General features: G+C 54.5%; 13 protein-coding genes. 7 read left to right on the forward strand and 6 right to left on the reverse strand.

Features of this window, described 5'->3' with window-relative positions:
- Nucleotides 1-3: 3 nt before the first annotated feature.
- Both dhaL and dhaK read right to left on the reverse strand, forming a co-directional pair.
- Nucleotides 4-636 (reverse strand): dihydroxyacetone kinase subunit DhaL, encoded by a 633-nt coding sequence (gene dhaL, locus HV213_RS03690; protein WP_110272982.1) that lies wholly within the window; start codon nt 634-636, stop codon nt 4-6.
- Nucleotides 637-646: 10 nt separating this feature from the next.
- Entirely contained in the window at nt 647-1,717 is a 1,071-nt protein-coding gene (dhaK, locus tag HV213_RS03695; RefSeq protein WP_181484800.1) for a dihydroxyacetone kinase subunit DhaK, read from the reverse strand.
- A 216-nt stretch (nt 1,718-1,933) separates the two neighbouring features.
- Here dhaK and HV213_RS03700 point away from each other — a divergent pair, with 216 nt between their 5' ends.
- The 3 genes from HV213_RS03700 to dhaR all read left to right on the forward strand — a co-directional run bounded on the left by HV213_RS03700 (nt 1,934) and on the right by dhaR (nt 5,415).
- The gene (locus tag HV213_RS03700) at nt 1,934-2,137 is read left to right on the forward strand and encodes a hypothetical protein (protein WP_181484801.1); all 204 of its coding nucleotides are present in this window, start codon (nt 1,934-1,936) and stop codon (nt 2,135-2,137) included.
- A gap of 177 nt (nt 2,138-2,314) precedes the next feature.
- Entirely contained in the window at nt 2,315-3,412 is a 1,098-nt protein-coding gene (locus HV213_RS03705; RefSeq protein WP_181484802.1) for a glycerol dehydrogenase, read from the forward strand.
- Between the two features lie 89 nt (nt 3,413-3,501).
- Nucleotides 3,502-5,415 carry a dihydroxyacetone kinase operon transcriptional regulator DhaR gene (dhaR, locus tag HV213_RS03710; protein ID WP_228288589.1) on the forward strand — a complete coding sequence of 638 codons (1,914 nt, stop codon included), beginning with the start codon at nt 3,502-3,504 and terminating at the stop codon, nt 5,413-5,415.
- On the opposite strand, the gene HV213_RS03715 is transcribed toward dhaR, so the two are convergent.
- The 4 genes from HV213_RS03715 to HV213_RS03730 are packed head-to-tail and all read right to left on the reverse strand — an operon-like array spanning nt 5,393 to nt 7,911.
- The gene (locus HV213_RS03715; RefSeq protein ID WP_181484804.1) at nt 5,393-5,923 is read right to left on the reverse strand and encodes a cob(I)yrinic acid a,c-diamide adenosyltransferase; all 531 of its coding nucleotides are present in this window, start codon (nt 5,921-5,923) and stop codon (nt 5,393-5,395) included. The genes dhaR and HV213_RS03715 overlap by 23 nt on opposite strands.
- A complete protein-coding gene (locus HV213_RS03720) occupies nt 5,924-6,277 on the reverse strand; it encodes a glycerol dehydratase reactivase beta/small subunit family protein (RefSeq protein ID WP_181484805.1) in 354 nt (117 codons plus the stop codon).
- 19 nt (nt 6,278-6,296) lie between these two features.
- Nucleotides 6,297-7,460 carry a 1,3-propanediol dehydrogenase gene (gene dhaT, locus HV213_RS03725; RefSeq protein WP_181484806.1) on the reverse strand — a complete coding sequence of 388 codons (1,164 nt, stop codon included), beginning with the start codon at nt 7,458-7,460 and terminating at the stop codon, nt 6,297-6,299.
- Between the two features lie 22 nt (nt 7,461-7,482).
- Complete coding sequence (locus HV213_RS03730) at nt 7,483-7,911, reverse strand: GlcG/HbpS family heme-binding protein (protein ID WP_181484807.1); 429 nt, start codon at nt 7,909-7,911, stop codon at nt 7,483-7,485.
- Nucleotides 7,912-8,306: 395 nt separating this feature from the next.
- Here HV213_RS03730 and HV213_RS03735 point away from each other — a divergent pair, with 395 nt between their 5' ends.
- From HV213_RS03735 to HV213_RS03750, 4 genes are read left to right on the forward strand one after another with little or no spacing between them, the layout of a single operon-like run.
- Complete coding sequence (locus HV213_RS03735) at nt 8,307-9,974, forward strand: propanediol/glycerol family dehydratase large subunit (RefSeq protein ID WP_181484808.1); 1,668 nt, start codon at nt 8,307-8,309, stop codon at nt 9,972-9,974.
- 11 nt (nt 9,975-9,985) lie between these two features.
- Nucleotides 9,986-10,570 carry a propanediol/glycerol family dehydratase medium subunit gene (locus HV213_RS03740; protein ID WP_181484809.1) on the forward strand — a complete coding sequence of 195 codons (585 nt, stop codon included), beginning with the start codon at nt 9,986-9,988 and terminating at the stop codon, nt 10,568-10,570.
- A 2-nt stretch (nt 10,571-10,572) separates the two neighbouring features.
- Nucleotides 10,573-10,998: a diol dehydratase small subunit gene (locus HV213_RS03745; protein ID WP_181484810.1), complete on the forward strand. Its 426-nt coding sequence runs from the start codon at nt 10,573-10,575 to the stop codon at nt 10,996-10,998.
- A gap of 13 nt (nt 10,999-11,011) precedes the next feature.
- A complete protein-coding gene (locus HV213_RS03750; protein WP_181484811.1) occupies nt 11,012-12,823 on the forward strand; it encodes a diol dehydratase reactivase subunit alpha in 1,812 nt (603 codons plus the stop codon).
- Nucleotides 12,824-12,832 lie beyond the last annotated feature (9 nt).

Consider the following 12,832-nt stretch of genomic DNA (forward strand, 5'->3'; position numbering starts at 1 on the left):
TCCTTACTCTTTTGCTGCCGCTGCCAGCATTTGAACCATAAACATCACCGAGGTTGCTCCCGGATCCTGATGTCCAATGCTGCGCTCGCCGAGGTAGCTGGCGCGGCCTTTGCGGGCCTGCATGGTGATCGTGGCGTGGACGGCGGCTTGTGCCTGTTCGCAGGCGGCATCCAGCGCGCTTTGTATCGACAGGTGCTGCTCGCTCGACTGGCGCAATGATTCCGCCACTGGCAGCCAGACGTCGCACATGGTTTTATCCCCCGGCTCCGCTTTGCCGCGATTGACCACGCCGTCCGCACCTTCGCGGATCGTTTGATAAAGCTCATCCAGGGTCAGGCTTTGATGGGCCTGGGTCACCTGGGCGGCGCGAATAAAGAAGGTGCCGAATAGCGGGCCGCTGGCTCCGCCGACGTTGGAGAGCAGCGTCATGCCGGTGTTCTTCAGAATGAAGCCAATGTCTTTATCGGCAATGGACGGCAGCTTTTCTACCACCTTGCTAAAACCACGATGCATATTCAGGCCGTGGTCGGCGTCGCCAATTTCTCTGTCCAGACCGGTTAAAAAATCACTCTCTTTGGTGAAGATTTCGCCGCAGCGATAGAGCCAGTCTACGATTTGCGTTCTGCTTAATGACATGTCGTGCTCCTTATTTTCCCCAGTTTAGCGCCGGGGTGTGAACCGGGGCGTCCCATAATGCCAGCGTCTCGTCATCGGCTTTGAGCAGGGTGATGGAAAAGCCCACCATATCCAGAGAGGTACAGTAGCTGCCGATAAGATTGCGTTTGATAACGATGCCGGTTTCCTCGCAGCGCTGCGCCAGGCGGCTGTAGACGCCGTACAGTTCTGATAGCGGCGTCGCGCCGAGGTTGTTGACCAGGGCGATGACGCGATCGCCTTTTTGCAATGCTTTTTTCGCCTGCGGTACGTCCTGCCATGCGCCTTTGACGTTATCCCACTGGCGCAGCGTGCGGCTGTAGGTGCCGTTCTCCAGTAGGGTTTCGAACATTTCATCGACGGTGCGATCGAGGGAAGTGAAGCGGCGGCGATCGATGCCCGGCTCGCCGTGAATACCCACGCCGAACTCCATTTCGTCATCCTGTAATTCGAATGAGGGCTGCCCGGCGGCCGGGACAGTACAGGCGCCGAGCGCGATACCGATAGAGTGACCGAGGTTGTTGAGACTACGTCCCAGTTCGGCGCAGTCTTGCAAAGAGTCGCCGCGTTCAGCCGCCGCGCCAACCAGCTTCTCAATGAGCACGGTATTGGCAACACCGCGACGCCCGGCGGTGTAAAGGCTGTCTTTTACCGCCACATCGTCATCGATCACAACGGTGGTAACCTTCACACCGCTTTCATGCAGTAGTTCGGTGGCGGTTTCGAAGTTAAGAATGTCGCCGGTATAGTTTTTGATAATCAGCAGTACGCCTTCGCCGCCGTCGATGTTCATGGCGCATTCGAACATTTTATCCGGCGTAGGGGAGGTAAAAATCTCACCCGGGCAGGCACCGGAGAGCATCCCCTTGCCGATATAGCCGCAATGCATCGGCTCATGACCGCTGCCGCCGCCGGAGAGCAGCGCCACTTTTCCCGCGACCGGGGCATCGGCACGGGTCACGTAGACCGGGTCCTGGTGAAGCGTGAGTTCAGGGTGCGCTTTCGCCAGGCCAGCTAATTGTTCACTCAGTACATCTTCGACACGGTTAATCAGTTTTTTCATTGCTTATTCTCCGTCGGAGGTTGCCGATGCGGCCTCTCTGCTGACGGAGGCGGTCATCGTGTAGGGGTACCGCCTGACGATATGCGATATCCGGCGATGTATTGATTCTGGCTGAGTTAGCGGAAAAAAAAATCGTCATAAAACGGGTTTCATTACGGAACGCGATTGTCATTTTATGTTCCTTAATGAAACATTTTTAATCAGGGAAATGGAAAAATGCGACGCAAAGCTATTTTTCTACCTTGCTTTACATACCCGGAAGGCGCTGGCAAAGAAATAGTTTTTGCTGCTAATGCTGCCTGTACTGGTGGAAAACACGACCAGTCATTCGGTTTCAGACCTGTTTTTATGCCAAACGAGCGGATCGGGATCGCAATCCCAGCGTTTGATGTGAATTTACGTTCCAATATGAAACGATAATTTTTGTTATCCGTTTCATATCGGGACAAAAATGCGAAACATTTTTTTGCCCGCCGCTCGCCCTACAGTGATGACATCGCTCAGGTAGCGCTTTCGTTCCCGCTCTTAATTCGAGGCTGGAAGAAGAAATGCCGGGGCTCATCATGTAAAACATGCACTTATTTGAGGGTGAACGGAATGCTAAAAGTTATTCAATCTCCAGCCAAATATCTCCAGGGTCCAGATGCCTCCACTCTGTTTGGTCAGTACGCTAAAAACCTGGCGGACAGCTTTTTCGTGATTGCCGATGACTTCGTGATGAAGCTGGCGGGAGATAAAGTGTTGAATGGCCTGAACAGCCACAATATCAGCTGCCATGCTGAGCGCTTTAACGGTGAGTGCAGCCATGTTGAAATCAATCGCCTGATTGCCATTCTGAAACAGCACGGCTGTCGCGGCGTAGTGGGTATTGGCGGCGGGAAAACGCTCGATACGGCAAAAGCGATTGGTTACTACCAGAAGCTGCCGGTGGTGGTGATCCCAACGATTGCCTCCACCGATGCGCCAACCAGCGCGCTGTCGGTTATCTACACCGAAGCCGGTGAGTTTGAAGAGTACCTGATTTACCCGAAAAACCCGGATATGGTGGTGATGGATACGGCAATTATCGCTAAAGCGCCGGTACGTCTGCTGGTGGCCGGGATGGGTGATGCGCTTTCAACCTGGTTTGAAGCGAAGGCCTGCTATGACTCCAGAGCCACCAGTATGGCGGGTGGTCAGTCTACGGCGGCGGCCTTGAGCCTGGCGCGCCTGTGCTATGATACGTTGCTGGCGGAAGGGGAAAAAGCCCGTCTCGCCGCTCAGGCCGGGGTCGTCACCGATGCGCTGGAGCGTATTGTTGAAGCGAATACCTACCTCAGCGGTATCGGCTTTGAAAGCAGCGGTCTGGCCGCGGCGCACGCCATTCACAACGGTTTCACCATCCTCGAAGAGTGCCATCATTTGTACCACGGCGAAAAAGTTGCTTTTGGCACCCTGGCGCAGCTGGTGCTGCAAAACAGCCCAATGGAAGAGATCGAAACCGTGCTGAACTTCTGCCAGAAAGTTGGCCTGCCGGTGACGTTGGCGCAGATGGGCGTGAAAGAGGGTATCGACGAGAAAATTCAGGCGGTAGCGAAAGCGACCTGCGCTGAAGGCGAAACCATCCACAATATGCCGTTCCCGGTCAGCGCCCAGAGCGTGCATGCGGCGATTCTGACCGCTGACCTGCTTGGGCAGCAGTGGCTGGCGCGTTGATTTATCGTCGGCCTGCCCGGCCTGGCTAAAATATCCCTTCGGCGGTTTCCGTCGAAGGGTTTGTCGTTTTTAACACAGCGGAAATGGATATGACGGCGCAGACTCAACGCTTTCCTTCGGTGATAACTCAGTCATGGCATCGTTGCAGCAAGTTTATGCAGCGGGAAACCTGGCAGGCGCCGCATCAGGCGCAGGGACTGACCTTTGAATCGATTTGCCGGCGCAAGACCGCGCTGCTGACGATTGGTCAGGCGGCGCTGGAAGATGCCTGGGAGTTTATGGATAGCCGTCCCTGCGCGTTATTTATTCTTGATGAGTCCGCCTGTATTCTCAGCCGCTGCGGCGATCCGCAGACTATTGCCCAACTGGCGGAACTGGGGTTTCTCGACGGCAGCTACTGTGCAGAAAGCATTATCGGCAGTTGTGCGCTCTCGCTGGCCTCAATGCTCGGACAGCCGGTGAAAACCTCTGGCGATCAGCATTTTAAGCAGGTTCTGCATGGTTGGTCGTTCAGCTCCACGCCGGTGTTTGATAACCACGGACGCCTGTTTGGCTCCATTTCGCTGTGTTGCCTGATTGAAGAGCAGGCCACGTCGGATTTATCCCTGACCCTCGCCATCGCGCGGGAAGTCGGCAACTCTCTGCTCACCGATAGCCTGCTGGCCGAGTCGAACCGCCATCTTAACCAGATGTATGGTCTGCTGGAGAGCATGGATGATGGGGTAATGGCCTGGAACGAGCAGGGCGTTTTGCAGTTTCTTAACGTGCAGGCCGCAACGCTGTTGCACCTCGATGCGCAGGCCAGCCAGGGGAAAAATATCAATGACCTGGTGACGCTTCCGGCTCTGCTGCGTCGGGCAATTAAGCACGCGCGCGGGCTGAATCACGTTGAAGTCACCTTTGAGAGTCAGCATCAGTTTATTGATGCGGTAATCACCCTCAAACCGATTGTTGAAGAGCAGGGCAACAGTTTTATTTTGCTGCTGCATCCGGTTGAGCAGATGCGCCAGCTGATGACCAGCCAGCTTGGCAAAGTGAGCCATACCTTTGAACAGATGTCGGCAGACGATCCGGAAACACGACGGCTGATTCATTTTGGCCGCCAGGCGGCGCGCGGCGCTTTTCCTGTGCTGCTGTGTGGTGAAGAAGGTGTGGGTAAAGAGCTGCTCAGCCAGGCGATTCATAATGAGAGCGAGCGGGGCGGTGGACCGTATATCGCGGTCAACTGCCAGCTGTATGCCGACAGCGTATTGGGTCAGGATTTTATGGGTAGCGCGCCGACGGACGATGAAAACGGACGTCTTAGCCGTCTTGAGCTGGCCAACGGCGGGACGCTGTTTCTGGAAAAAATCGAATATCTGGCACCGGAGCTGCAATCCGCGCTGTTGCAGGTTATCAAGCAGGGTGTGTTAACCCGCCTGGATGCCCGTCGCCTGATCCCGGTGGACGTTAAAGTCATTGCCACCACCACCGTTGACCTTGCCAATCTGGTAGAGCAAAACCGCTTTAGCCGCCAGCTTTACTACGCGCTGCATTCGTTTGAGATCGTCATTCCGCCGCTGCGGGCAAGGCGCAACAGTATTCCATCGCTGGTACATAATCGCCTGAAGAGCCTGGAAAAACGGTTTTCATCGCGCCTGAAGGTGGACGACGATGCTCTGGCGCAACTGGTCGCCTACTCCTGGCCGGGCAATGATTTTGAACTGAACAGCATTATCGAGAACATTGCTATCAGCAGCGAAAACGGCCATATCCGCCTGAGCAATCTGCCGGAGTATCTGTTTGCCGAGCGCCACTGCACCGATGTCAGTTCGTCGCTACTACCCGCCAGCCTGACCTTTAGCGCTATCGAGAAAGAGGCGATTATCCATGCCGCTCGCGTAACCAGCGGACGGGTGCAGGAGATGTCGCAGCTACTGAATATTGGCCGCACCACGCTATGGCGCAAGATGAAACAGTACGATATTGATGCCAGCCAGTTTAAGCGCAAGCATCTGGAGTAGTTTCTTCGATTCTGGCCATCGAGAAGAGCGCATCGGACAAGCGGTTGATGTAGCGCTTGAGATCATCGCGCACGGCAAGCGTTCTGCCCGCTGCCGCCAGAATACGCTCCAGCCGACGCGCCAGCGTTCGCGCGACGTGCAGCTGCGCGGACGCCAGGTTTTTCCCCGGGATGACAAACTCTTTGAGCGGGCCGCTTTGCGCCATATTGCGGTCAATTATCTTCTCAAGAGACTGAATATCCTCGGTATTAATCGTCTGCGTTAAGCGAGCGAGACCTTTCTCATCGCTGGCGAGTTCCGCGCCCAGCACAAACAGCATCTTCTGCATGGCGTGCAGATCCTGGCGTAATTCTACCTGGCGCGTGCTGGCATAGCAGACGCCAAGCTGTGAAATCAGTTCATCCACCGTACCGTAGGCGTTAACGCGAATGTCGTCTTTGTCGATACGGCTGCCGCCAAACAGCGCGGTGGTACCTTTATCGCCGGTTCGGGTATAGATGCGGTACATTTATTTTATCTCGCTGAAGGGAAGCACTTTGACCAGTTGACCGGCATTGACGCCGAGCGTGCGGATTTGCCCGATTCCGGCGGCAATGTGTCCGCGGACCAGCGCCCGTACCTCGGGCAACTGGGCATGCGTTAAGGCAATATCACCCGTTGCGTTGAGGCCGAGACCAACGCGCAGCGTCGAACTTTTGGCTGCCAGTTTACTCAACGCCAGCGCGCAATCATTCCCGTCGTAACAGATAGCCCGGCACGGGACGCCTTGTTCCTCCAGCCCCCAGCATAGCTCATCAAGCTCACGGGTATCCTGCCAGCATGAGTGATAAAACAGATGTACGCTCGGTGATGAAAGTGACATTGCGTCCCCCCTTTATTTATCAGAAAGCCTGGCGGAAGATTTCGGTGATCTCTTTCTCATTACCCTTGCGCGGGTTCGAGAACGCATTTCCGTCTTTCAGCGCCATTTCCGCCATGTAAGGGAAATCGGCCTCTTTCACACCCAGTTCTTCCAGATGCTGCGGAATACCGATATCGGCAGAGAGGCGGGCGATGGCGCGAATGGCCTGCTCGGCAGCGTCCATCGTTGACAGTCCGTCAGTGTTTTCCCCCATAAATCCGGCGATATCAGCAAATTTTTCCGGGTTGGCAATCAGGTTATAGCGTGCAACGTGGGGTAGCAGAACGGCGTTCGCTACCCCATGTGGCATGTCGTACAGGCCGCCGAGCTGGTGTGCCATGGCGTGAACATAGCCGAGGTTGGCGTTGTTGAAGGCCATACCCGCCAGTAGAGAGGCGTAGGCCATGTTCTCGCGGGCTTTCAGATTGCTGCCCAGCGCCACCGCCTGGCGTAAGTTACGGGCGATTAGGCGAATCGCCTGGATTGCTGCGGCATCGGTCACCGGGTTGGCATCTTTGGAAATATAGGCCTCCACGGCATGGGTCAGGGCATCCATTCCGGTAGCGGCAGTCAGCGGTGCTGGTTTGCCGAGCATTAGCAGCGGGTCATTAATGGAGACCGACGGCAGGTTACGCCAGCTGACAATGACGAATTTCACTTTTGTTTTGGTATTGGTCAACACGCAGTGGCGGGTGACTTCGCTGGCGGTACCAGCGGTGGTATTCACCGCCACGATCGGCGGCAGCGGGTTGGTCAGGGTTTCAATACCTGCGTAGTTGTAAAGCTCGCCTTCGTGAGTAGCCGCGATGCCAATCCCTTTACCACAGTCATGCGGACTGCCGCCGCCGACGGTGACGATAATATCGCACTGCTCTCTACGAAAGACCTCCAGACCGTCGCGCACGTTGGTATCTTTTGGATTTGGCTCGACGCCATCAAAAATCACCACTTCAATACCCGCTTCACGCAGATGTTCGAGCGTTTTATCTACCGCACCGTCTTTAATTGACCGCAGACCTTTATCGGTCACCAGCAGCGCTTTTTTCCCGCCCAGCAGTTTGCAGCGCTCGCCAACCACGGAAACGGCATTGGGGCCAAAAAAATTCACGTTTGGCACCAGGTAATCAAACATACGATAGCTCATAATATACCTTCTTAGATTTGAATTATAATTCAGAGAAACAATTCAGTGCAGTTTCAGCTAATAATCTGTCCTGTTCAACGGTACCACCGCTTACGCCAACAGCACCGATTAGTTCACCGTTAAATATGACAGGCAAGCCGCCGCCAAAAATAACGATTCGCTGTTGGTTAGTTAGCTGTAAACCATAGAGTGAAGCACCTGGCTGTACCGCATCAGTAATTTCATGAGTGCCCTGTCGCAGGCAGCAGGCGGTATAAGCTTTATTAAGTGAAATATCACAGCTGGTGACAAACGCGTCGTCCATGCGTTGCATCAGCAGCGTGTTTCCGCCGTGATCCACCACGGAAAAGACCACCGGGACGTTGATTTCAAGCGCTTTAGCCTCGACGGTTAGCGCCATTTTCTTTGCTGCCGCTAGCGTGATAGTGGTGATTTGTTGACTCTTATTCACAATATCTCCTGTCAAGGTATAGGGCTGAGGTCGCGAAAAACATCACGCTTCAGACATTATTTTATCGTTGGTTTTTCTTTATTCTCGCGCTGTAGGTTATTAAGTCAATAGTGCGAAAAAAGTGTCAGGAGTCAGTTTATTCTTGGTGTCAGATGTTTATTGATAATGATCATTTAACCTGGTCACATTTCGTTGTGACTGCTCTAAATTTACGTTTCATAATGAAACTCTCAAGTTTTATTTTGTATCAGATTGGAACGTAATTAATTTTATTTTTTTATTATTCAGCTCATTTAAAGTTCCGCTATTGCTGATTCACACTATCTCAGGAGAGTTTAATACCTCCTGCGGTATTGCCCGGCGTTCCTATTATTTATCTTTTGAGTCAACGAGCTATGAGAAGATCAAAACGATTCGAAGTCCTTGCCCAGCGAGCAGTCAATCAGGATGGGCTTATTGGTGAATGGCCGGAAGAGGGGCTGATCGCCATGGAAAGTCCATACGATCCGGCATCGTCGGTGAAGGTAAAAAACGGTCGGATTGTTGAGCTGGACGGCAAGAGCCGCGAACAGTTTGACATGATTGACCGCTTTATTGCCGACTACGCGATTAACGTTGCGGAAACCGAACGCGCCATGCAGCTCGACGCGCTGGAAATCGCCCGAATGCTGGTGGATATCCACGTTAGCCGGGAAGAGATTATTGCCATTACCACCGCCATCACCCCGGCGAAAGCGGTGGAGGTGATGGCGAAAATGAACGTGGTGGAAATGATGATGGCGTTGCAAAAAATGCGCGCCAGACGCACTCCTTCCAACCAGTGTCACGTCACTAATCTGAAAGATAACCCGGTGCAGATTGCTGCGGATGCCGCCGAAGCCGGGATCCGCGGATTTTCTGAGCAGGAAACCACTGTCGGTATCGCCCGCTATGCGCCGTTTAACGCTCTGGCGCTGCTGGTCGGCTCCCAGTGCGGTCGCCCTGGTGTGCTCACGCAATGTTCCGTCGAAGAAGCCACCGAGCTGGAACTGGGAATGCGTGGATTAACCAGCTATGCCGAAACGGTGTCGGTATACGGTACGGAGTCGGTGTTTACCGATGGCGATGACACGCCGTGGTCGAAAGCCTTTCTCGCCTCGGCCTATGCTTCCCGCGGGCTGAAAATGCGCTACACCTCTGGCACTGGCTCGGAGGCGCTGATGGGCTATTCAGAAAGTAAATCGATGCTGTACCTGGAGTCACGCTGCATTTTTATCACCAAAGGCGCGGGGGTGCAGGGGCTGCAAAACGGCGCGGTCAGCTGTATCGGGATGACCGGCGCGGTGCCGTCGGGGATCCGTGCGGTACTGGCGGAAAACCTGATAGCCTCGATGCTCGACCTCGAAGTGGCCTCAGCCAATGATCAAACCTTCTCGCATTCCGATATTCGCCGCACCGCCCGCACGCTGATGCAGATGCTGCCCGGCACCGACTTTATCTTCTCCGGCTATAGCGCCGTGCCGAACTACGACAACATGTTTGCCGGGTCGAACTTCGATGCCGAAGACTTCGATGATTACAACATTTTGCAACGCGATCTGATGGTCGACGGTGGCCTGCGTCCGGTAACTGAAGAGGAAACCATCGCTATTCGCAATAAGGCTGCGCGCGCCATTCAGGCGGTGTTCCGCGAACTGGGCCTGCCGCTGATTAGCGATGAGGAAGTAGACGCCGCCACCTATGCCCACGGCAGCAAAGATATGCCCGCGCGCAACGTAGTGGAGGATCTGGCCGCCGTGGAAGAGATGATGAAGCGCAATATCACCGGGCTGGATATCGTCAGCGCATTAAGTAGTAGCGGCTTCGAAGATATCGCCAGCAACATTCTTAATATGCTAAGGCAGCGTGTGACCGGCGATTACCTGCAAACCTCCGCCATTCTGGATCGCCAGTTTGAAGTGGTCAGCGCCGTCAATGATATCAATGATTATCAGGGACCTGGCACCGGCTATCGCATCTCTGCCGAACGTTGGGAGGAAATTAAAAATATCGCGGGCGTGGTACAACCAGGCTCGATTGAATAAGGCGGTACACAGTGGAATGTACAACTGAACGTAAACCTGTTTTCACTTTGCAGGTTAGCGAAGGAGAGGCGGCAAAAGCCGACGATCGCGCGGATGAAGTGGTGATCGGCGTCGGTCCGGCTTTTGATAAGTATCAGCATAAAACGCTGATTGATATGCCGCATGAAGCGATCCTGAAAGAACTGGTCGCCGGGATTGAAGAGGAGGGGCTGCATGCGCGAGTGGTGAGAATTCTGCGCACCTCGGATGTCTCCTTTATGGCCTGGGATGCGGCGAACCTTAGCGGTTCCGGTATTGGCATTGGTATTCAGTCGAAAGGAACTACGGTTATTCATCAGCGTGATTTACTGCCGCTGAGCAACCTTGAGTTATTCTCTCAGGCACCGCTGCTGACGCTGGAAATCTATCGGCAGATTGGTAAGAACGCTGCGCGCTACGCACGTAAAGAGTCGCCCTCGCCGGTACCGGTGGTGAATGACCAGATGGTGCGGCCGAAATTTATGGCTAAGGCTGCGTTGTTTCATATTAAAGAAACCAAACACGTGGTGCAGGATGCCGCGCCTGTCACGCTGCACATTGCATTAGTAAGGGAATAAGGATGAACGACAACATTATGACCGCTCAGGATTACCCGTTAGCGACCCGCTGCCCGGAGAAAATCCAGACCCCAACCGGGAAGCCGTTAACCGATATTACCCTTGAAAATGTGCTAGCGGGACGCGTGGGACCACAGGATGTACGTATTTCTCAGCAAACGCTGGAGTATCAGGCGCAGATAGCTGAGCAGATGCAGCGCCATGCTGTGGCACGTAATTTCCGGCGCGCGGCGGAGCTGATTGCTATTCCGGATGCCCGCATTCTGGAGATCTACAACGCGTTGCGTCCGTTCCGTTCTTCTGTTGCAGAACTACTGGCCATTGCTGATGAGCTGGAGCACACCTGGCACGCCATGGTGAATGCCGGGTTTGTTCGCGAGTCGGCAGAGGTGTATCAGCAGAGAAATAAGCTGCGTAAAGGCAGCTAGTGACGGAGGGGGTATGCCGTTAATTGCAGGGATTGATATCGGCAACGCCACCACGGAAGTGGCGTTGGCGCAGCATGGCCGGTTTATCGCCAGCGGGATTGTCGCCACCACGGGCATGAAAGGCACGCGGGACAATATTGCCGGGGTGATAGCCTCCCTGCAGCAGGCGCTGGATAAAACGACCTGGTCGCTTAAGGACGTGGTGAAAATCTGCATCAATGAAGCTGCGCCAGTGATTGGCGATGTTGCCATGGAAACAATCACCGAAACCATCATTACTGAATCGACAATGATTGGTCATAACCCGCAAACGCCAGGTGGTATTGGCGTCGGAGTGGGAACCACGATCGGCATAGATAAACTGGCGTCGTTGAGCAGCGATCGGTTTACGCAGGGCTGGATCCCGCTGATTGGTGAAGAGATGGATTTTCTTGAAGCGGTCTGGTTGTTGAATGAGGCGCTGGATCGCGGCGTCAACGTGGTAGCGGCGATCCTGAAAAAGGACGATGGCGTGCTGGTCAATAATCGTCTGCGCAGAACGTTGCCGGTGATCGATGAAGTGACGTTGCTGGAGAAGGTTCCGGAGGGCGTACAGGCGGCGGTGGAAGTTGCGGCCCCGGGGCAGGTTGTTCGGGTGCTGTCGAATCCCTATGGCATCGCCACCTTCTTTGCCCTGACGCCGGAGGAAACCCAGACGATCGTCCCGATCGCAAGAGCGCTGATCGGCAACCGCTCTGCCGTGGTACTGAAAACCCCGCAGGGCGATGTGCAATCGAGAACGATCCCAGCGGGAAGGATCTTTATCAGCGGAGAAAAGCGCAGTGGTGAAGCCGATGTGGCGAAAGGGGCGCAGGCCATTATGCAGGTGATGAACGCCTGTGCGCCTGTTCGCGATATTCGCGGTGAAGCCGGTACCCACGCGGGCGGTATGCTGGAGCGCGTACGTAAGGTGATGGCCTCACTGAGTGGGCACAACATGAGCACGATACATATCCAGGATCTGCTAGCTGTCGATACCTTTATTCCTCGCAAAGTGCTGGGCGGTATCGCCGGGGAATATTCGATGGAAAACGCCGTCGGTATTGCGGCGATGGTGAAATCCGATCGACTACAGATGCAAACGATCGCCAGTGAACTGAGCATGCGGCTGAATACAGCTGTTGAAGTGGGGGGTGTGGAAGCCAACATGGCAGTGGCTGGGGCGCTGACGACGCCAGGTTGCGCTGCACCGCTGGCGATCCTTGATTTAGGCGCAGGTTCTACCGATGCCGCCATTATCAATAGTGAAGGAACGGTGAAAGCTATTCATCTGGCCGGGGCGGGGAATATGGTCAGCCTGCTGATTAAAACGGAGCTTGGTCTGAGCGATCCGTTTCTGGCAGAAGAGATTAAAAAATATCCGCTGGCAAAAGTGGAGAGTCTGTTCAGTATTCGTCATGAAAACGGTGCGGTGGAGTTCTTTCGCGAACCGCTGAGCCCGTCGGTATTTGCCAAAGTTGTGTATCTCAAAGATGGCGAACCGATCCCTATCGATAACCAGACTTCGCTGGAGAAAATTCGCCTGGTGCGTCGGCAGGCAAAGGAGAAGGTCTTTGTGACGAACTGCCTGCGTGCGTTGCGTCAGGTCTCGCCTGGTGGTTCCATTCGCGATATTACCTTTGTGGTGCTGGTCGGTGGTTCATCGCTGGATTTTGAAATTCCACAGATGATCACTGAAGCGTTGGCGCATTACGGCGTTGTTGCCGGGCAGGGCAATATTCGTGGGACGGAAGGGCCGCGAAATGCCGTAGCGACCGGGCTGGTGTTATCCGGGGAAGCGGGTTAGTTATTCAAA

Source organism: Klebsiella sp. RHBSTW-00484 (assembly GCF_013705725.1).
Lineage (GTDB): Bacteria > Pseudomonadota > Gammaproteobacteria > Enterobacterales > Enterobacteriaceae > Klebsiella.